This is a genomic window from Bradyrhizobium sp. 147, from assembly GCF_023073935.1.
Taxonomy (GTDB): domain Bacteria; phylum Pseudomonadota; class Alphaproteobacteria; order Rhizobiales; family Xanthobacteraceae; genus Bradyrhizobium.
This window is the reverse complement of record NZ_JADPKL010000140.1, coordinates 1-18,346: the sequence shown is the minus strand read 5'-3', so window position 1 is coordinate 18,346 and position 18,346 is coordinate 1. Positions and strand designations below refer to the sequence as shown.

Here is an 18,346-nt window from a genome sequence, read left to right as displayed (position 1 = left end):
TAACGCCCATGACGCATGCCATTCGCTTTCACAAGACCGGTGGCCCGGAAGTCCTGGTCTGGGAGGAGGTCAACGTCGGCAAGCCCGGACCGGGCGAGGCCCGCATCCGCCAAACCGCCGTTGGTCTCAATTTCGTCGACATCTACAACCGCTCGGGCCTGTATCCGGCGCAGCTGCCGAGCGGGCTCGGCAGCGAGGCGGCCGGCGTCATCGAGGAAGTCGGCCCAGGCGTCACCGATCTGAAGCCGGGCGACCGGGTCGCCTATGGCGCCTCGCCGCTCGGCGCCTATTCCGAGGCCCGGCTGATCCCCGCCGACCGCTTGTTGAAGCTGCCTGACGGTGTCGATGACAAGACTGCGGCGGCGATGATGCTCAAGGGACTGACGACGCAGTATCTGATCCGGCAGACCTATCGGGTGAAGTCCGGCGACACCATCTTGCTCCACGCCGCGGCCGGCGGCGTCGGTCTGATCCTGAGCCAGTGGGCCAAGCACCTCGGCGCCACCGTGATTGGCACCGTCAGCAACGACGAGAAGGCGAAGCTCGCCAAGGCGCATGGCTGCGACCATGTCATCATCTACACGCGCGAGGATTTCGTGAAGCGCGTCGACGAAATCACCGGCGGCAAGAAGGTGCCTGTGGTTTATGATTCGGTCGGCAAAGACACGTTCCTGAAATCGCTGGACTGCCTCGCGCCGCTCGGCGTTGCCGCGCTGTTCGGTCAGTCCTCCGGCGCCGTCGATCCGCTCAATCTCGGCCTGCTGGCCCAGAAGGGCTCGCTCTACGTCACGCGGCCGACGCTATTCACTTATGCCGCCAAGCGTGAAAGTTTGGTCGCGATGGCAGGCGAACTGTTTGAGGTCGTCAAGTCCGGTGCAGTCAAGATTGAGGTGCACCAAACCTATCCCCTTAAGGACGCCGCCAGGGCGCATGCCGATCTCGCCGCGCGCAAGACCACGGGGTCGACCGTGCTTACGGTGTGACGTTCATTCGAGACGGCGCGATGCAGGCTGCCGGCTTCGTCACGTCCGCTCGTGCTTGCGCAGATCGCGGGCGTGATCGAGGCGGCATGCCTGGAGGTCGATATCTTCGGGCGGGATCTGGGGCAGGGTGGCCTCGGACAGGATGGCCTCGGTCACGTCCTCGACGGAAATGTCGGCGATTCGTGGATGAACGAGACATTCCGGTATTCACCCGAAACGATGCGGGAGACGATCTCACGCCTCGTGATTTCGGGGTCGACGACCGCCTCGCGGCCGCGCCGCCCATAGTCGATCATCACGACGAGATATTGCATAGAACGAACCTGCCGCACCCGGAAGTCGAGAGTGCGGCAGAGTATTTCCGAAAATCAGAAATAAGTCAAGAGCGACTTCCAAAAACGGAAATCGGCGCTACCTGCCCTTCTTGCGGGGGCGGGCCGACTTGGCGCGCAGCCGCTCGAGCTGTCCCTTGGGCATGGACAGGCAGATCTCTCCGACCCATTCGAGCTTCACGCCGACGATAGGCTTGGCGTTGAAGCTGGTGAGGTTGACCACGGAGGGGCTTTTGCCACGCTCGATGGTCTTCAAATAGCGCTCGCCGGTCTTGAGCCGGACCACGGCCTCCTCGCCATAGAAGCTCGACAGCGGATGACGCTGGTCCTTGTAGACCACGATCACGTCGCCGCTCTCGTACTTGGGTAGCATCGAATCGCCCACGATCTCGAAGGCGACCGTCTCTTCCATGATGGGGAAGGGCAGCGTGATGTCACCGAGTCCCTCCGGCGGAACTTGTTCATAATCGGGCTCGATCACGGCGCCGGCGCCGACGCGACCCATGATCGGCGCGAGGTTGAGTTCGAGATATTCCATGATCGGAATGATCTCCGAAGCCTTCACTAGGCGTTCGCCGCCGAGGATCTCCGAGACCGCGCCGGGTCGCACGCCCATGGCCGCCGCCAGGCCGCCCTTACTCTTGCCGGTCTTTTCCAGGCCCCGCTCGATCATTGCAACGTCCAACATGGTGATTCCCTCGATTGCGCATGGTCCTGCCTCTTATAATCCGAAATTCGGAATTGATGCAATTATGAATATCAGAATTGTCGCTTGACTTTTTCGATTCGGAATACCGGAATGTATCTTCCGCCTCGCGATCATGCGGTCGGAGGGGCGCATCACAGGACAGCAGCATGGAACCGGGCCATTGGCCGTCGGAGCACTCCGACGCGCTTCACGACTATTTTCTGAAGGGGATGTCTTATGCGGCCATCGGCCGAGAGATTAATGCAAGGTTTGGAACGGCTTACACACGTAGCGCGGTGGTCGGCCGCGCCAAGCGGCTCGGTCTCGTCACACCGGCTTGGATGACGAGTCCATCGGTCGTGCCGTCGCTGCCCGGCGAGGCTTGCCCGCCGTCGCCGCGCCGGTCGGCGTTGCCGAACCTGCATGTGCCGCCGAAATCCGCCATGAAGCCTGCTGCGCGCGCCAAATTGCGGTGCGTCGGCATCCAGCCGCGGTTGGTCCCACTGGTCGACCTTGCGGACCACGACTGCCGCTACCCCTGTGGAGGCGACAAGGACGGGGAGGAAATCACTTTCTGTGGCCATCCGCGCCAGCCGGGTTCCAGCTATTGCACGCCGCATGCGCGTCTGACGCGCCGTTCTGGAGCTGAGTGCGCCCGTGCCACCCGTCCCGTCGTGCTCAGGCTGATCTGCGCTGCCTGAACCCGCGGCCAGCCGTTCATCGTCGATTTCGCAAAGGAGTATCCGAGTGACACGTGCCCGACGCAACCAATCTTACAAATTGGCTGGAATCTACGACCGGCGGTCCCGCGACGTACCGTTCAATGCCGAGGTGGCGGAAGTCGAGGTCGACAATCCGCTGGCGGTCGATCCCGGCGAGAAGATCGTGGCCATCCGGTCGGTCCGAAGCGATCCGCTCGGCCGGCTGCACGCGCATCATCAGATCGACGAGGCACAATACCGCGGCGGGCGCGCCTTCCAGAGCGATTGGGAGAGGGCGGAGCGGGGGCCCCAGGCCATGGACCCGACCCGTGAATATGTCGATGGCGCTCGCACACGCGAGCCGATTACCGAAAACCAGCGCCAGGCGGTGCTGCGGCTGAATCGGGTCGAGCGCGAGCTCGGTACCGACGGCGCAGCGCTGGTGCACGACGTGCTTGTGCTGGGCTTGACCATGGATCAGATCGGGCAGCGCCGCGCCGTTCGTACGCAGCGCTGGAACGACTATTTTGCGCGGCGTTTCCGTGAATGCCTGGACCGGCTGGCGCTGATCTACGGCTTCGCCACGACAATTAGGACGCCACGGGCAGGGCAGCGCAAATGACGATCGCACGCCCGCGGCTTCGCCCGCGGGCAAGCGATCGGCTGCTCACGGATGCGGTACGGGCCACTGGCTTTCCTATCGCCAACGATACAACCGCTGAGACGCGACTCAACAATTGCGTGTATATGCTGCCGAAGCGCCAGTTCGTGTCAGCCCATCTCTGTTCATATCGGAAACAAGTCGAAATGCAGGGCCAATTGACAGCGATCTCGGCTGTGTGCGTGATCGATGCCGCTTCTTGACGCAGGTAGGTGACGGCGGTCGATATTCGTGTTATCCGGAATTGCCGTGGCGCGATCCGGGCGCATTGCTATAGCGGCTCTTGGGCTTGCCGGATGAGTTGTTTCTTGGCATAATTGCAACCTGCTCGGTTGGGCCACGCTAGACCGCCGGGCCTGCGGCCGAGAGCTGATCCCCATAGAATCGGGTTGTGGCGTTCGGTCCCTCGCGTGCGACTTCGACGCAAGAATATGAAGGCCGATGCTTGTCATAGGTGCGAGATGAAGAACCTTAATTTCGCGGCTGAACTGCACCTCACGCTGGGCGCGCCCGCGGGCGGCACCGTCGAAAGCCTGCGCCTGCTCCGTGCGTTTCTGAAGCTCGAGCCTCGGCAGCGTTTCGAGGTCATCAAGCTCGTCGAAGACCTCGTCACCGAAGAAGCTCTTTCCGAACATCCCCTGTCCTGAGTAAGGCCGCACCGGCCCTACGCCGTCGCCTTCGTTTCCTGCCAGATTCGGCCCACCAGGCAGCCCTCGTCAGGGGCCGGCCCGCTGGAAGGCGATCCGGTAAGTGTGGTATTCAGTCGGGAAAAGGGAGGAGTGCGACCATGATCGACCCGAAGCTTGAAGTTCCGGCCGAACTGCGCGACCTGGCCGAGAAGACGATTGACCAGGCGGAAAAGGCATTCGGCATGTTTTTCGAAGCCGCCACCAAATCGATGACGACCGTTCCGGGTGCGGGGACGGAAGTGTCGAAGCAGGCGCTCGCTTTCACCGAACAGAACATGAAGTCGGCGTTCGAGCATGCACGCAAGCTCGTTCACGCCACAGACCTTCAGGAAGCGATGCGAATTCAGTCCGACTTCCTGCGCAGTCAGTTCACCAACGCAGGGGATCACATGCGCCAGATGACTGGCAGCTTCATGCAACCGGGCAAGGACAAGTCCTGATTCTGTTGGTGCGGCGCTGCATGCCCACAAATTGATTTTGCGCGCCGGCGAGTGCGCATTCTGATGCCGGGCAGGTCCATGATGGGCACTTAATGGGTTCATTCGCCGTCCATCATCCTTTTCTGCTGATCCTGTCGGTCTTCCGGCAGGGATTTGCAGTTCCACCTGTCACGTTGGCCCGGCGTTTCTACCGGCGCAGCGATCCGGTATAGGCCATGATGTCGCCGGCTTCCTTGCGGCTCAAGGGAAGCTCGGCATCTTCGCGCCGTCGAGCAGGAAGAAATCGAGTATTCTGGAATTGCGAGAGATCGATGCGCGCGATAATCGACCGCAGCAGCCTGCGCCTCGAACGATAGATCTACGAATGCGGGCGCCCGTGCCGCGGTGCCCCTCCGAGATCGCGGGACCCTTCCTATCATGGCGGCTCGGAGCTGCCTTGACCTGTTGCAAAGGCGGTTCTGGCTAATAGTCGCCGGGGTTCATGATCATCGGGCTCTTCGTATCGGCCGGCGCGAGCGCGCTGCTGGCGCTGTCACGCAGGAAGCGATCGAGCGTCTCCTGGATCTTCGCCTTAACCGAATCGGGACCGCGATCGCTCATCTCGGTGTGCTGTGCGCCGGTATGGACGATGTCGATACCGCGCGCTTTTGCCTCTTCCGGTGTCGGCAGCACGCCGGGATCGGCCACGAAATGCGGATCCTTCGAGCGGAACGACAGGATCTTCATGTTGTCGCTGAGCACCAAAGGCACCCGCAGATTGTCGAGCGTGATCACCTTCGATACCAGCTCCGGGTGCTGATGGGCGACATACATCGAGACATCGCCGCCGTTGGAATGGCCGACGAGAGTGATGTGGTCGTAGTCGACGTTCACCTGCCGCCTCTTCAACTCGCCCAGCACGAACAGAATGTTGGCCTCGCAGCGGACATAGACTTCACGCCGGCCGACATATTGCTGGCCGGCATGGGTCATCAGCGGCGGATCGCTCGGTAGATCCTGCTGGATGCTGACAACCAGATAGCCGCGTGCGGCGAGCACGTTGGCCAGGAAGGAATACTCGGTTGCTTTGACGGTGTTGCCGTTGCTGATGACGGCGAGCGGAAGCTTCCAGAGGCCGAGATTGGCCTTGGTCTCGTAGTCGCGTCTTACCGCGACCTCAACCGAGATCGGCCGCTGGCGAGAAGCGTCGAACAGGGCCAAAGCCTCATGGCGGATCGCGAACCGGCTGACGACGAAATACTGGCCGAGCCCGAGGACGCAGAGAAACGCCAGGCTTGCAAACACCCTCTTCATGGCTCCGTCTCAATCACCTTTGGCTGAACATGGTCAATGGCAACCGCCGGATCGAGCGATCATGAGCAGGTTACGGGATTAAATTTAGGCAAGTCTGTGAGCAAAGGCCGCAAAAGCGCCGTGCGCGGCGATGCCTCGACGCTGCCGAAATAATCGGTCGCACGGTTCGGAACGCTGTGCGCCGTCCCTGGGGATGGCGACGTGAGGCCGCCCATGCACGATGCCGCCCGCCAGGCGCTGCTGGTTCCCGGCGGCGCCGTCGTCGTCGAGTTCGAGGGACGACGCAAGAACGGCGAGACATTCCCGTCGAGGCGAGCTTCTCGGGCTGGCAGGGAGCGGACGGCTTTCAGTATGGAGCGATCCTGCGCGACATCTCGCTGCGCAAGCGCGAGGCCGAGCGCGTCAGGCATCTCGCCGAACATGATACGCTGACGGGTCTTGCGAACCGCAGCATGCTGCATGCGAGCCTCATCGGTCTGATCACGGCGGCGGAGCGGCGGTCTTCCGACCTCGCACTGCTCGTGCTCGGGCTCGACGGCTTCCAGCAAATCAATGACATTTGCGGGCATGCAGCGGGCGACCTCGTGCTGCGGGCGGTCGCCGAGCGCCTGACGACCGAGGTCGGCGCCGGGGCGATCGTCGCGCGCCTCAGTGGCGACGAGTATGGGCCAAGATCAGCATCGGCGTTGCCATCTATCCCGACGGCGGACGTAATGCTGACGATCTCCTGAGCAACGGCCATCTCGCGCTGACCAAGGCAAAGCTGACGCGGCGCGGCAGTCACGTGATCTTCGAGAGTGCGATCAGACAGGAGCTGGAGAACCGGCTGAAGCCTGAGAGCGAATTGGCGCTTGCCGCGGATCGCGGCGAGTTCCAACTGTCCCAGCCCCAGGTTCGTCTGGTCGACGGCAGCCTGATCGCAGCTGAAGCGCTCATCCGTTGGCGGCATCCCGTGCGCGGCTACGTCTCGCCTGCGGAGTTCATGCCCGTGGTAAACACTTCGGCCCTGTCCGAGCGGATCGCGAACTGCGTGATGGAGACCGCCTGCCCTCAGGCACGCGACTGGGAACTGTCGGGCAAGGCCGTGCGCGTCGTGATCACCCTATCGCCCTCGCAGCTCCACTCCGGCGATCTCGCGCATTGGGTTGCGGCGTTGCTCGAAGCGAGGGGCTCAGGCCGTCGCTGCTCGAGCTGGAGGTCACCGAAGACATCCTGCTCCATGACGAAAGCCGCGTGCTCGACATGTTCAAACGGATCCAGGAGCTGGGCGTCCGCGTTCTGTTCGACGATTTGGGTACCGGTTATGCAAGCCTGAGCGGAAGAAGTTTCCGCTCGACGGGCTCAAGATCGATCGTTCATTCGTGGTCGATCTGCTTGCCGATTCTGACGATGCTGCGATCGTCAGCTCGACTATCGGGCTTAGCAAGCAGGTCGGTCTCACAGTGGTGGCTGAAGGTATCGAGAACCGCGCCACGGCGGACTTTCTAGTGAGCATGGGATGCGAGGAAGGGCAGGGGTACTTCTTTGTCGTCCGATGCCGGTGGAAGCGTTCGATCGGCAGTTCCTGGCGCTTGAGTGCGCCGCCGCCGTCACTGCGGCCTGACGGGCCCGCTTCGATTTAGGGTTATTGTTTGAGCATGGCCTCTTCGGAGTACCGCTGGATAGCTTTTCGGATCATGTTCTAGCGTCGACGCGCAACCGCGACGCCGAACAGGAAAGCAACGAACAGGCTGGCGAGCGGCGCTTCGCGCGTGATCGCCGCAATCGTCGAGAGCGGCCGGCCCGGCTTTCGCGCTTCCTCGATCGCAGAGGTAAGACGATCGACCGCTGCATGCAGGCCCCCCGCGACTTCACCGATCGTGCGGGATACATCCGTCGCTGCATCGATGGCGCGTTCGGCCATGCCGGGCTGGGGATTGGACTGCGGTATCTGCGTGCTCAAGCGCGACCTCCAGGCCCGATGATGGAGGCCGGCACCTTTGGCTATCCGCGCGAGCGCTCGTTTTGAACAGCGGGTCTGACGACCTTTGGCTATCCGCGACAGGCGCCGTGGCTTTACGGCGGGTGCCGGCCCTGGAATGGGCAATTCAGCGCGCGGGATTTTGTTCCGGGACAATAGGCCCACGGCGGCCCCCCGGGAAACGACGCATGCGAATCTCTGTTAGGCTGGCGGTAGCCCTGCTGATATCAGGAGATTGCCGTGACCGATCGGACCGCGACGGATCTAACCCGGCGCATCGCCTTGCTCGGCGCTCCCATCGACATGGGAGCTTCGCAGCGCGGCACCTTGATGGGCCCTGCTGCGCTGCGCACCGCAGGCCTTGCGACACTGCTCGATAGCCTCGATTTTGAGGTCGTCGACTACGGCGATCTTTCCGTGGCCGAGGTCCGTGACCTCGCCGACAGGCCGCCCGAGAAAGCCAATCATTACCGGGAAATCCAGCGCTGGACGCGCGTGCTGAGTCGCAGAGGCTATGAGATCGCGAAAAGCGGCGCAGTGCCGATCTTCCTCGGCGGCGATCACACGCTCTCGATGGGCTCGGTCAATGCGATGGCGCGTCATTGGAAGGAGCGCGGCCGCGACCTGTTCGTGCTCTGGCTCGATGCCCATGCCGACTACAACACGCCGGAAACGACGATCACGGCCAATATGCACGGGATGTCGGCCGCGTTCCTGTGCGGGGAGCCCGGCCTCGACGGACTGCTGGGTGACGACCCCCGCGCTTCGATCACCCCTGAGAGGCTAGATCTGTTCGGCGCGCGTTCGATCGACAAGCTCGAGAAGGACTTGATGCGCGCGCGCCGGATCAGGGTTGTCGACATGCGGCAGATCGACGAATTCGGCGTCGCTGTCTTGATCCGGCGCGTCATCGAGCGGGTCAAGGCAAGCAATGGCGTGTTGCATGTCAGCTTCGATGTCGATTTTCTCGACCCTTGCGTGGCGCCAGGCGTCGGCACCACCGTGCCCGGTGGCGCCACCTATCGCGAGGCCCATCTTATCATGGAGCTGCTGCACGATTCCGGCGTGGTGGGATCGGTCGACATCGTCGAACTCAATCCCTTCTTGGACGAACGTGGCCGGACGGCACGCACAGCGGTCGAGCTGATCGGCAGTCTGTTCGGTCAGCAGATCACGGACCGGCCGACCCCGAGCAATGCCATCGCGCCGGGCGAGTGAATCGGTAAAGCATAACGGGGTGTTCCCGCCTTCGCCGGGACCTTACCGAAGCCGGAGCGGAACCGGGGGCACGCAATTGAATTAACCTGCAATAGGATAATTGCGGACGCTTCTGATGACGGCTGATCGGTTCGCGAGTTCCATCTCTACGGCACTTCGTCATCCCGGCGTGATCGCGCTGATCGTGGCCGGCGTGACGATTGCAGCGATGCTGATCGTCGACCACGGACCTTGGAACCGCGCTAAGACCCAGCCGGCCCACGTCGCTATGTACGCGACGACGGGGGAAGCTGCGCGCGCCGCAGGGGCCGCCGTGCTTCCGACCGAACCGAAATCGCCGATAGAGCCGGCCCGGCCGGGGCCGAAGACGTCGCCAACCGTTAATCCCGTCATACCGTAGCCTATCGACGGATCGCGGCATGGTGCGCGGCCGGGAGTGCCCTTCCGGCTCGCTTCGTATCAGCCGATCACGGACGAGCCGAGCAGAGCGAGGACGGCGAGCCCCATCAGTGCAGTGCCGAGCCAGCCCAGCGCGATCAGCCATGAGCGGGCCCTGAAGTGGCCCATGATGGCGCGACTCGAGACGATCAGCATCATCATCGTCATGATGGGGACGGCGACGATACCGTTGAGCACCGCGCTCCACACCAGCATGTGTATCGAGTCGATTCCCGTGAAGCCGAGGCCGAAGCCGATGATGGTTGCGGCCGCAATGATCGTATAGAAGCCGACTGCTTTCTCAGGTTTCGCCTCCAGCGTGGCGTGCCAGCCGAAGATCTCGGCGACGCCGTAAGCCGCCGAGCCCGCCAGCACCGGGATGGCCAAGAGACCCGTGCCGATGATGCCGAGCGCGAACAGCGCGAAGGTGAAGTCGCCGGCGAGCGGCCGCAGCGCTTCGGCGGCCTCCGTCGCCGAATTGATCTTGGTCACGCCGTTGGCATTCAGCACCGATGCGGTGGTCAGGATGATGAAGAAGGCGATGCCGTTGGACAGCAACATGCCGGAGATAGTGTCGGCCCTGATGCGCGCGAGCTCCGGATTGCCGCCGCTCGGAACATCGCGCAGCGGCTTGTCGCGCTTGCCCTGGTTCATCTCCTCGACCTCCTGCGAGGCCTGCCAGAAGAACAGGTAAGGGCTGATGGTGGTGCCGAGCACGGCGACGACCATCAGGAAATAGTCGGCGCTGACATTCGCCTTGGGCCACACTGCGGCGAGCAGCGCCGTGCTCCACGGAATCTGCACGGTGAAGGCGGTGGCGACATAGGCGAACAGCGCAAGAGTGAGGAATTTCAGCACCGGCGAATAGCGGCGATAGGGCAGGAAGATCTGGAGCAGGGTCGAGCCGGCGGCGAAGATCAGCGCATGTTCGTGCTGGAGCCCGCCGATCACGAGCCCAAGCGCCTCCGCCATCGCGGCAATGTCGGCCGCGATGTTGAACGTGTTCGCGACGACGAGCATGGACACGAGCGCGAGTACCGCCCAGCGAGGCGCGAGCCGCATGACGTTGGCGGCGAGCCCCTTGCCGGTGACCCGGCCGATCCGGGCGCTGACGAGTTGAATCGCGATCATGAACGGGGTGGTCAGAAACACCGTCCAGAGCAGCGCGAAACCGAATTGCGCGCCGGCTTGCGAGTAGGTAGCGATGCCCGACGGATCGTCGTCGGCCGCGCCGGTGATCAGACCTGGCCCCAGCCTTTTCAAAAGCGACGGCGCGGACGTCTTGGAAGCGTGAGCGCTGTCGCGCATGAAGGAAGGCCCTTGCTATGAGAACTTCATAGCAAATGCTAATGGGGGAACAGAAGTTCCCCACTGGAGCTCGCGGCCGCACTTCGGATGAGGCGAATTTTGATTGATCGTCCGGCAAAACAGTGTTAGAAACGGACCATCGCAAGAGCCGTCGATCTAGATCCTCGCCGGCTTCGCAAGATCGTCTTTCGGCCAGCGCGATGCTACTTGACGCTAACGAACATGCCCCAGGCGGCGGCGAGCGCTGCGCCCGTGAAGAGGACCACCGGATTGTCGCAGAACGCGCCGCCATAGCGGCACACGTCTGCTCCGAACTGGCCGAGCTCATGACGGCTGGCGGAGTAGAACAGTCCCGACAGCCCCAGCAATGCAGCGGCGACGAAGTACATCGGTGGTCTCTCCAAAGCGGTCCCGTTTGCGTTCTTTCGCAACGAGAGCAAATCGACATGCCCAGCATGGCGCGAAAAGCTTTCATTTCGCCGAAACCGATTCGGCGCCTTTTAGATAAAGTTTGACAGGTGGTTCCCTGTTTTTCCCGACGCGGCTTCGGCAAGGCAGACCCGCTCGACCATGAAAAAAGGCCCCACCAGCGCGGGGCCTTTGTCTTGTCGGGTCGGCCGGGACCTATCGCCGCGCGCCCATGCCGTAAAGCTCGCGCTCGCGGCGGATGTCGTCCGGAGCGAGAGGCGGGCTTGCGGCATCGAAGTCGGTCCAGCCGGCTTTCTGCCAGGCAGAGCTGCGCTCCTGAAGGTTGACGGATCTGTCATGGAGAAGCGCATCGAGCCGTGCGCGATCCTGGTCAGGGACCCTCGCCGAGACGAGCGTGCCGCCGCGGCGGACGCCTTCAGCGTAGCGCGAGGCGTCTTCCTTGGAGACGCCTGCTTGGGTCAGTGCGCCGACGATGCCGCCCGTGGCCGCGCCCGCGGCTGCGCCGGCAGCCGTGGAGGCGAGCCATCCCGCAGCCACGACCGGTCCGAGACCGGGAATGGCGAGCAGGCCGAGACCGGCGAGAAGGCCTGCTGCGCCGCCGAGGCCGGCGCCGATGCCGGCACCCGTGCCGGCGCCTTCGGCGCGATCGTCGACGCCGTCGCGGTCACGATCGATCTTGCCGCGCGATGAGCCGTACCAATTGTCGGAATTGTTGGCGACGATGCTGATGTCGGAGTGCGGCACGCCGGCGCTCTGGAGCCGGGTGACGGCCTGCTCGGCATCGGAATAATTGTCGTAGAGACGAGAAATGGTGATCGTCATGCTGTTTCCTCCTTACTTCGCGGGATTGACGTTGCCTTGGAAGTCAACGCTGACATCGGTCTTGGTGCCGGCCTTGTCGGCCTTGCCTCGCCAGACGCCTTCGTTGTCCTTCTGCAGGCCGGAGACGTTGGAATATCCCGCGTTCTCGATCCGCGACCTCGCCTGTCCCTCGGTGAAGCTGTTGCGGCCGGCGACCGGCGCGTTCGAGTTGTTCTGGTCGGAGCTGTTGACGGCATTGTTGCCCGGTCCGCTTTGCGCGGGTTGGGCGCCCGCGGGCGCAGATGCGAGCAGCAACAAGGTTGCGGCCAGCAAAGTCAGACGTGACATGTTTTGTCTCCTGCAAGGGATTGTGCCGGCGACAACGAGTGAGATTCGAATTGGTTGCCTGCGATCGAAGGCACGGAGTGGCGCAGCACGATCTTGCTGCGACGGAGCTTGGGAAGGCGCTGAAGTAGGAACTTCTGCCGCTTTGTCCCGTTGGCCGACCTTCGATCCAACCGCCACTTCAACACGCGACCGCTGTTCAATTGCGTCCCATGGCGGCGTGCACTTTTGGACATTCCCTTGAAGCCGTCTGTGCTCTGTTGAATCAAGGCCAGCATGGACCGAGACAGAGACAAGCGGATTCTTCAGGAACTGCTGGAGCGCTGCCGGAAGCTCTCGCGTGATTTTCCGAGCGGGCCCACGGCCGAGCATATCCGTGAGCTGGAGGCCGAGCTGCTGGACCACCTGCGTGCGCTCGAACGGAGTGATGTAGGAACTTGGGTAGGGAGGCCTTGTTGCCCTTCTCGAACGCTTCGACTCTCCAAGGCCACCTATGCAATCCCGCTATCCGTTGTCGAAGAATGGACAGTGGAAAGAGCATGAGCCATTGAAGGCCATGGCTGAAGCGGGCCGGCAACCGGACGAGTTTGCGAAAGAGCTCCATCGCAGTGAAGCGGCCGTCAGGATACGCGCCTGGCAGCACGGCATTGCGCTGCGCCTCGTCACATCGAAGCGCGGCAAGTGAGCGCAGCTAGACATCTACTCACAAATCATGCGTTGAGCTTGAGCGCTCCAGATGATGTCCGCTCATCCCTCGACAGCGGCACAAACGGCCGACATCGTTGAACGCCGCCGATGGGCACACCGGACATAAGGCTTTGCCCAAAGCGGAGTTGGCGAATGGGGCGCGCCTCACTGGGCCTTGCGGTTCTGCGGGCTCAGGTGTGAGATGATGCCAGGCACCTGGCCAGGCGGTCAGGTCGCCGTGGCAGCTTTCATCAGGGAGGGCCTAACAATGGCACCAACGGCACCAGGTGGTATCAAAAAGAAGAAGGGTGGCGGAGAGATGACGGTCCCGGAATTTGCGATGCCGGCAAGTGCTGTTCCCGGCATTGCGCAAGTGATCGTCAATGCATGGCAAGGCGATCCAAGCCTCGACAAGATACTGGACCGTACCACTGCCGGACCGAACAAAGGAATGGCCACGGCAGATGCCGTCGCGCAAGCCACAGCGGCTATCAATGCAGCGGCACCGGGATACGGTTTAATGCGGGCCGTAATAATCACGGAAGACGAGCACGATAGTGGATACACGATGGAAACTGACGAAGATGTGGTCTTCGTGCTTCCAAAAGCTTCTCGCGTGAACGGAACAAATCTTCTTGAGACGGCCAAGTTGCTAATGGCCTGTACGCCAAACGGGATTTAGAAACTCCGCAGCGTTGACGTGGGGCCGCGCTACATCGGCGCGGCCCCTCTATTTAGCGCTTGCAGAGCGCATCGGCGAGATCATCGGAATGGCGCGAGGGCTGACGGAGGCGGAGGATCGCATGGCGACGGCGATCACTTACCAAGGAGCCGACGGTGCTTTCATGAGTACGGCCTTAGTTCGAAGGACCGCAAACGTGCGAGGCGATCTGCCCCTGCGCGTTGAAGCTCAGGCTTGCGCTGACGACGCCGCCGCTCGCGATATATGAAATGACTGTCGTATCTCCCGACGGCTTGAGGTCGTTCAGGCTTGTGGCGGGATAGTCCCGCAGACGATCGCGCCAATAGGCGCGTCGGCCAACCTTGCCGGAGCACGTCTTCATGCCGCCGCAGCCGCAGTGAATCACCGCGTCATCGGCATACATTCCCAGGATGGTCTCAATATCGCCGGCGCGGTAGGCATCAAGCCAGTCGACCGCAGCGGCCATCGGGTCAAAGGACATCGTCCTACCTACGTGCCGTTTCGTCGGCCGGCGGTTTAGGACAGGGACAATGAATGCGATGTGAAAGTCGTGGCGGGTGGCCGTTCACCTATCTGTCGGAAGGATGAACAGGAGCTTGCCGCATTAGTCTATGCCGGGTGCAGACGGCGCCCGGCGGCTTCGCGCATTGCGGTGTTCAATTGTGCACACAAGTCGCGTGGCCAGGCGGCGCCCCCGACGAAACGCGCCTGAAACAATGCTCAAACCCGATTGTCCAGAACTCCACAGCCGTCGCCTCTGACCAACCCTGCGAAAAGGAGACAATCATGATCCAGGTCGGTTCGAAGGAAGAAGTCGCGTTGGTGCTGGCGCTGTTCGGCACCCACACCCAGCCCATCAGGACGCCGAGGCCGAAATCCTCCCGCGGATGAGGCGCGTCCCATGCCCGGTTTGGCCGAGCTTCCTGCGTCTCTTGATTGGAGGGGAGATCCCCAGGCGATCCCACTGGCCGAAAATGCGATCGATCAGTATCTGGCCATCACGCCGGCCGGCGCGCGCGGACCCGGCCTGTGCGAGCTCTAGCGCGACGCACGCGACCAGAACGGGGCCGCGATCGTGGTGCAGCGCTCGTTCGCGGAGACAGTGGACGTCTATATCGCGCCGTACGCTGACGGAAGAGCGTGCGGACGTCGGAGGGTGACGGGCCTCGCGACCGGAACAATCCGTTGATGCCAAGGCAACTTTTTCGCCCCGCATAGAAACCTTTGCCGGCTTCGCGCCTATTAGGGCAAAGGATGCCGAAATGCCCCGATATTATTTCGACCTGCGCGACGAGAACGGCACCGCGCTCGACGAGGAGGGGCTGGAACTGTCCAGTCCGCGCGCCGTTCAGGCGGAGGCGGCCAAATCGCTGGGCGACATGGCACGCGACGCCATCCTCTCCGCGTCGCTAAGCGGCAGCAGGCAGACGATGGCGGTCGAGGTTCGCGATGGCAACGGTCCCGTGATGCAGGTGACGTTCTCCTTCGCCATCGAGAGTTACGAGACGCGGCCGCGCGGGCGCGATCATTGACGCGTGAGCTGGTGCGCCGGCGATTGCTCGGGCTCCAGCACGGCGATCTTGCGGCCGAGCTGCCAGACCTCGACCTTGCCGTGGCGCGTGAACTGCCGCGCGAAGGTGAGGGCGGAGGCGTCGGAGGCCGCCTCGAACGCCTCGGCGGAGCGGAACACGCCGTTCTCGCCGACCAGATAGGCGCGATATTGATTTGTCATGTGGGCGCCCTCAGGCCGGGCGAATGCAGCCAGGCATCGATCTGCATGGCGGTCTCGTCCTGCCGCGCCCGGCGCAGCAGCATCTCGCGACGGCGCCCCGGGGTCAGCGTGCGCGCTTCCTCGCGCAGGCGTGCGGCATCGTCTGCGAGCCGTTCGGTGAGTGTCTTAGTCTGCTTGAAGCGACGACGCGTCTGCATGGCGCATCTCCCTTGTTCGAGATAGGACGGGAGCGCAATCCGGCGTTCTCATCACCGATCTCATGCCACGGGCCTTGCGGTGATGTATGAACCGTACGCCTGCGGCCACGCAGAGTCAGTATCTTTTGATATGCAGCGAACAACTATTTTCGAGAGCAAGTTGAGCCACTTACTCAACTGAGTGCAGCGACGCTGTGTTCAATTTTGAACAGAGCCGGCCTCGGCCGACCCGGCGCCCACGAGCTCGTGAACCGTTCGTGACCGGGACGGCGTAACGGATCGGCCGCTGCCTGCGTATCACCGGCAGCCCGCAACAAGCGCCCGAGCAGCCAGGGGAAGACCACGTCCAATGAAAGCAGAATTCAACGTCGCCGAAGCCGGCAACGGATCCTATCGCCTTCTCGCGATCCTGCGCTGGGTCATGGTGATCATCTTCGTCTCGTTCGGCATGCAGAAATTCACGCCGCAATCGGCGCAAGGCATCGCGCAGTTCATCAGCAACAGCCCGTTCATCTCCTGGCTTTCGCTGTTTGGCCTGCGCGGCGAAGCCTATGTGCTGGGTGTCACCGAATTCGCGATCGGCGCGCAGCTGATCGCCGGCGCATTCAATCCGCTGATGTCGGCGCTCGGCGCCTTCATGGGCGTCGTCACCTTCGCCGTCACCTTCTCGTTCTTCTTCACCACGCCCGGCGTGGTGACATGGAGCCTCTCGACCGATCCGATGGCCTGGAATCTCACCGGCGAGTTTCTGTTCAAGGACATCGTGCTGCTGTGCGTCTGCGTCGTGTTGCTGCTGGCGTCACTGCCGGAGGCGATGGCCCTTCCAGTCGGATGGGAAGATTGGCACAATCACGGTGAGATTGTCCGCTTTCGTCGGGCGCGAGATCGAGTTCTGGACTGGTAAACACTGGCAGAATAGCATCATCGAAAGAGTTCGGATCAGCCCGCGGGGTGTCGCGGCTGTGACGTTCGTGCGCTACGCAGCAGCCGGTCCGAACCAGGTTGTCAGCGCATCCGCCAGTCCGCGTTGACGCTCGTCTCCCACCCAGGCCACATGGCCGTCGGGTCGCACCAGCACTGCGCTCGGCGGGGCGACCCATCCGATAGCCGGAAGCTCCCATGGGCCATCGTGATCGGCGACAATGTAACTGACGCGATCCGCCCAGGCCGTAACGTCGATGCCGTCGGGCTTGCCAAAATTGAGCAGCACGCCGCGCGCGCTGTGCAGCAGCGTGAACAGTTTGAGCTTCTGGCCTTCGACCGACAGACCGGGATCCGGCATGCGGTGTCCGAGCAGGCGTGGCCATCGCCTAGATCGTAGCGGATGTCGAGCCCGCTCATCATTGCGCCAACGCGCTGGCGCGGCTGGTCCATGGCGAGCACCTCGGAGACGACGTCGCGCGCGGCCTTGAGGCCGTCATCGCCGCGGCGGAGCAGCGCGATCTGCGCCATGGTGTTGCGCAAGACGCGCGCGGCAACGGGGTGACGTTCGGAATGGTAGGTGTCGAGCAGCCTGTCGGGCGAGATGCCCCTGACCACCTGCGCCAGCTTCCAGCCGAGATTGACGGCGTCCTGCACACCTAGGTTGAGGCCTTGCCCGCCGACGGAGTGATGGATATGCGCGGCATCGCCGGCGAGCAGCACGCGTCCGCTGCGATAGGATACCGCCTGCCGTGCCGCATCGGTGAAACGGGAGATCCAGGCGGGGCTGTGGAGGCCGAAATCGGTGCCGTAAACCGCGACGAGGGCGTCGCTGAGGTCGCGCAAGGTGGGCTCGCCGGTGCGCTCGAGCGTTGCTTCCGTCACGACGACCAGCACGCGGCCGCTCTCGGTCTCGCTGAGGCCGTGAAAGCCGAGCGCGTCGTGACGCAGGCCAAGGGCTGGCGCCTCGCGCATTTCGACTTCGGCCATGAGATTGCTGAGCGTCGGATCGAAGCCGGCGAAGTCGATGCCTGCAGTCTTGCGCACGATGCTGCGGCCGCCATCGCAGCCGACGAGATAATTTGCGCGCAGCTTCTTTCCGCCCGACAGTGCGACGTCGATGCCGGTCTCATCCTGCGCAAATCCCGTCACCTCAGCGTGGCGATAGACCGGCACTGCGAGCTCTTCGACCCAGCCGGCCAGGATGCGTTCGATGTGGCTCTGCCGCAGCGCGAGGCCGTAAGCGTGCCGGGTCGGGAGGTCGCTGATGTCGAGCCGCGTCCAGGCGAAGCCGGCGAGCTGGGTGATCTGGCCCTCGCGCAGAAAGCGGTCGGCGACGCCGCGCTGATCGAGGATCTCGATGGTGCGGGCGTGCAATCCGCCGGCGCGCGTCTCGGCCAGCTCCTGGTTCGCACGCCGCTCGACCACTGCGACGTCGACATTGGCGAGAGCGAGCTCCGCAGCCAGCATCAGGCCGGTCGGGCCACCGCCGGCGATCACCACGGCATGATCGGTCGTCGCTGCGCTGCCCGCGCCGGCGCGACGAGCCTCGTGGCGCGAACGGGACGTCGGAAGCAATACAGGCATGTCGTGACCCCTCGATGTGTTGGCCGGGCCACGGGTTCTACGGCAGGAGCAGGGACTTGAAGCAAGCCCCTTGCCCACCACATATCTAGCTGGGAGGAAGGGCTTCCTCTTGCGTGCGACGGTGTTTGACACGTCGAGGCTGGGCAAGAATTACTCGTTAGCGGAGTGAGGCGGGTGCGTGCCGGCCGATTGCGAGCGGAGGCTGTATATTTGTCCAGAAGGCCCCTAGGGCA

General features: G+C 63.1%; 21 protein-coding genes and 3 pseudogenes. 12 read left to right on the top strand and 12 right to left on the bottom strand.

What is annotated here, in order from left to right; translation table 11 throughout:
* Positions 1 to 8: 8 nt before the first annotated feature.
* On the top strand, positions 9 to 983 hold the full coding sequence (locus tag IVA87_RS32300) for a quinone oxidoreductase (protein WP_247337074.1): 975 nt from the start codon (positions 9 to 11) through the stop codon (positions 981 to 983).
* A gap of 39 nt (positions 984 to 1,022) precedes the next feature.
* Here IVA87_RS32300 and IVA87_RS32295 read toward each other — a convergent pair.
* Both IVA87_RS32295 and IVA87_RS32290 read right to left on the bottom strand, forming a co-directional pair.
* A pseudogene (locus tag IVA87_RS32295) lies at positions 1,023 to 1,297 on the bottom strand (hypothetical protein).
* A 97-nt stretch (positions 1,298 to 1,394) separates the two neighbouring features.
* Complete coding sequence (locus IVA87_RS32290) at positions 1,395 to 2,003, bottom strand: S24 family peptidase (protein ID WP_247280567.1); 609 nt, start codon at positions 2,001 to 2,003, stop codon at positions 1,395 to 1,397.
* Positions 2,004 to 2,170: 167 nt separating this feature from the next.
* On the opposite strand from IVA87_RS32290, the gene IVA87_RS32285 reads away from it, so the two are divergent.
* From IVA87_RS32285 to IVA87_RS32270, 4 genes are all read left to right on the top strand, one after another.
* Entirely contained in the window at positions 2,171 to 2,704 is a 534-nt protein-coding gene (locus IVA87_RS32285) for a GcrA family cell cycle regulator (protein ID WP_247337072.1), read from the top strand.
* Between the two features lie 46 nt (positions 2,705 to 2,750).
* Complete coding sequence (locus IVA87_RS32280) at positions 2,751 to 3,326, top strand: hypothetical protein (RefSeq protein WP_247337069.1); 576 nt, start codon at positions 2,751 to 2,753, stop codon at positions 3,324 to 3,326.
* A 500-nt stretch (positions 3,327 to 3,826) separates the two neighbouring features.
* Positions 3,827 to 4,012, top strand: a complete 186-nt coding sequence (locus tag IVA87_RS32275; RefSeq protein ID WP_247337322.1) for a hypothetical protein — start codon at positions 3,827 to 3,829, stop codon at positions 4,010 to 4,012.
* A 140-nt stretch (positions 4,013 to 4,152) separates the two neighbouring features.
* Complete coding sequence (locus IVA87_RS32270; protein WP_247301816.1) at positions 4,153 to 4,494, top strand: phasin; 342 nt, start codon at positions 4,153 to 4,155, stop codon at positions 4,492 to 4,494.
* Between the two features lie 462 nt (positions 4,495 to 4,956).
* On the opposite strand, the gene IVA87_RS32265 is transcribed toward IVA87_RS32270, so the two are convergent.
* A complete protein-coding gene (locus IVA87_RS32265) occupies positions 4,957 to 5,787 on the bottom strand; it encodes an alpha/beta hydrolase (protein WP_247337066.1) in 831 nt (276 codons plus the stop codon).
* Between the two features lie 156 nt (positions 5,788 to 5,943).
* Here IVA87_RS32265 and IVA87_RS32260 point away from each other — a divergent pair.
* A pseudogene (locus tag IVA87_RS32260) lies at positions 5,944 to 7,390 on the top strand (bifunctional diguanylate cyclase/phosphodiesterase); the annotation flags it as partial.
* 78 nt (positions 7,391 to 7,468) lie between these two features.
* Here IVA87_RS32260 and IVA87_RS32255 read toward each other — a convergent pair.
* The gene (locus IVA87_RS32255; RefSeq protein ID WP_247337063.1) at positions 7,469 to 7,729 is read right to left on the bottom strand and encodes a hypothetical protein; all 261 of its coding nucleotides are present in this window, start codon (positions 7,727 to 7,729) and stop codon (positions 7,469 to 7,471) included.
* Positions 7,730 to 7,987: 258 nt separating this feature from the next.
* Here IVA87_RS32255 and rocF point away from each other — a divergent pair, with 258 nt between their 5' ends.
* Both rocF and IVA87_RS32245 read left to right on the top strand, forming a co-directional pair.
* On the top strand, positions 7,988 to 8,965 hold the full coding sequence (gene rocF, locus IVA87_RS32250; protein WP_247337058.1) for an arginase: 978 nt from the start codon (positions 7,988 to 7,990) through the stop codon (positions 8,963 to 8,965).
* A gap of 115 nt (positions 8,966 to 9,080) precedes the next feature.
* Positions 9,081 to 9,365 carry a hypothetical protein gene (locus IVA87_RS32245; protein WP_247301807.1) on the top strand — a complete coding sequence of 95 codons (285 nt, stop codon included), beginning with the start codon at positions 9,081 to 9,083 and terminating at the stop codon, positions 9,363 to 9,365.
* A gap of 59 nt (positions 9,366 to 9,424) precedes the next feature.
* Here IVA87_RS32245 and IVA87_RS32240 read toward each other — a convergent pair whose 3' ends face one another.
* The 4 genes from IVA87_RS32240 to IVA87_RS32225 all read right to left on the bottom strand — a co-directional run bounded on the left by IVA87_RS32240 (position 9,425) and on the right by IVA87_RS32225 (position 12,289).
* Positions 9,425 to 10,711 (bottom strand): divalent metal cation transporter, encoded by a 1,287-nt coding sequence (locus IVA87_RS32240; RefSeq protein WP_247337055.1) that lies wholly within the window; start codon positions 10,709 to 10,711, stop codon positions 9,425 to 9,427.
* 203 nt (positions 10,712 to 10,914) lie between these two features.
* The gene (locus tag IVA87_RS32235) at positions 10,915 to 11,100 is read right to left on the bottom strand and encodes a hypothetical protein (protein ID WP_247301804.1); all 186 of its coding nucleotides are present in this window, start codon (positions 11,098 to 11,100) and stop codon (positions 10,915 to 10,917) included.
* A 235-nt stretch (positions 11,101 to 11,335) separates the two neighbouring features.
* Positions 11,336 to 11,962 carry a hypothetical protein gene (locus tag IVA87_RS32230; protein WP_247337051.1) on the bottom strand — a complete coding sequence of 209 codons (627 nt, stop codon included), beginning with the start codon at positions 11,960 to 11,962 and terminating at the stop codon, positions 11,336 to 11,338.
* Between the two features lie 12 nt (positions 11,963 to 11,974).
* Positions 11,975 to 12,289, bottom strand: coding sequence for a hypothetical protein (locus IVA87_RS32225; protein WP_247337048.1), 315 nt, complete (start codon positions 12,287 to 12,289; stop codon positions 11,975 to 11,977).
* Between the two features lie 553 nt (positions 12,290 to 12,842).
* On the opposite strand from IVA87_RS32225, the gene IVA87_RS35205 reads away from it, so the two are divergent.
* Both IVA87_RS35205 and IVA87_RS32220 read left to right on the top strand, forming a co-directional pair.
* Positions 12,843 to 12,971 carry a hypothetical protein gene (locus IVA87_RS35205; RefSeq protein WP_256464613.1) on the top strand — a complete coding sequence of 43 codons (129 nt, stop codon included), beginning with the start codon at positions 12,843 to 12,845 and terminating at the stop codon, positions 12,969 to 12,971.
* A 270-nt stretch (positions 12,972 to 13,241) separates the two neighbouring features.
* Entirely contained in the window at positions 13,242 to 13,655 is a 414-nt protein-coding gene (locus IVA87_RS32220) for a hypothetical protein (RefSeq protein WP_247280579.1), read from the top strand.
* A gap of 175 nt (positions 13,656 to 13,830) precedes the next feature.
* On the opposite strand, the gene IVA87_RS32215 is transcribed toward IVA87_RS32220, so the two are convergent.
* Positions 13,831 to 14,157 carry a nuclear transport factor 2 family protein gene (locus IVA87_RS32215; protein ID WP_247337043.1) on the bottom strand — a complete coding sequence of 109 codons (327 nt, stop codon included), beginning with the start codon at positions 14,155 to 14,157 and terminating at the stop codon, positions 13,831 to 13,833.
* 781 nt (positions 14,158 to 14,938) lie between these two features.
* Here IVA87_RS32215 and IVA87_RS32210 point away from each other — a divergent pair.
* Entirely contained in the window at positions 14,939 to 15,208 is a 270-nt protein-coding gene (locus IVA87_RS32210) for a hypothetical protein (protein WP_247337041.1), read from the top strand.
* On the opposite strand, the gene IVA87_RS32205 is transcribed toward IVA87_RS32210, so the two are convergent.
* Entirely contained in the window at positions 15,202 to 15,408 is a 207-nt protein-coding gene (locus IVA87_RS32205; protein ID WP_247280583.1) for a hypothetical protein, read from the bottom strand. The genes IVA87_RS32210 and IVA87_RS32205 overlap by 7 nt on opposite strands.
* Positions 15,405 to 15,605, bottom strand: coding sequence for a hypothetical protein (locus IVA87_RS32200; RefSeq protein ID WP_247280584.1), 201 nt, complete (start codon positions 15,603 to 15,605; stop codon positions 15,405 to 15,407). The genes IVA87_RS32205 and IVA87_RS32200 overlap by 4 nt, the downstream gene beginning before the upstream one ends.
* 349 nt (positions 15,606 to 15,954) lie before the next feature.
* Between IVA87_RS32200 and IVA87_RS32195 the strand changes: the two genes are divergently transcribed.
* On the top strand, positions 15,955 to 16,509 hold the full coding sequence (locus IVA87_RS32195; protein ID WP_247337038.1) for a DUF417 family protein: 555 nt from the start codon (positions 15,955 to 15,957) through the stop codon (positions 16,507 to 16,509).
* 72 nt (positions 16,510 to 16,581) lie between these two features.
* On the opposite strand, the pseudogene IVA87_RS32190 reads toward IVA87_RS32195, so the two are convergent.
* Positions 16,582 to 18,113: pseudogene (locus tag IVA87_RS32190) on the bottom strand (FAD-dependent monooxygenase).
* Between the last annotated feature and the right edge of the window lie 233 nt (positions 18,114 to 18,346).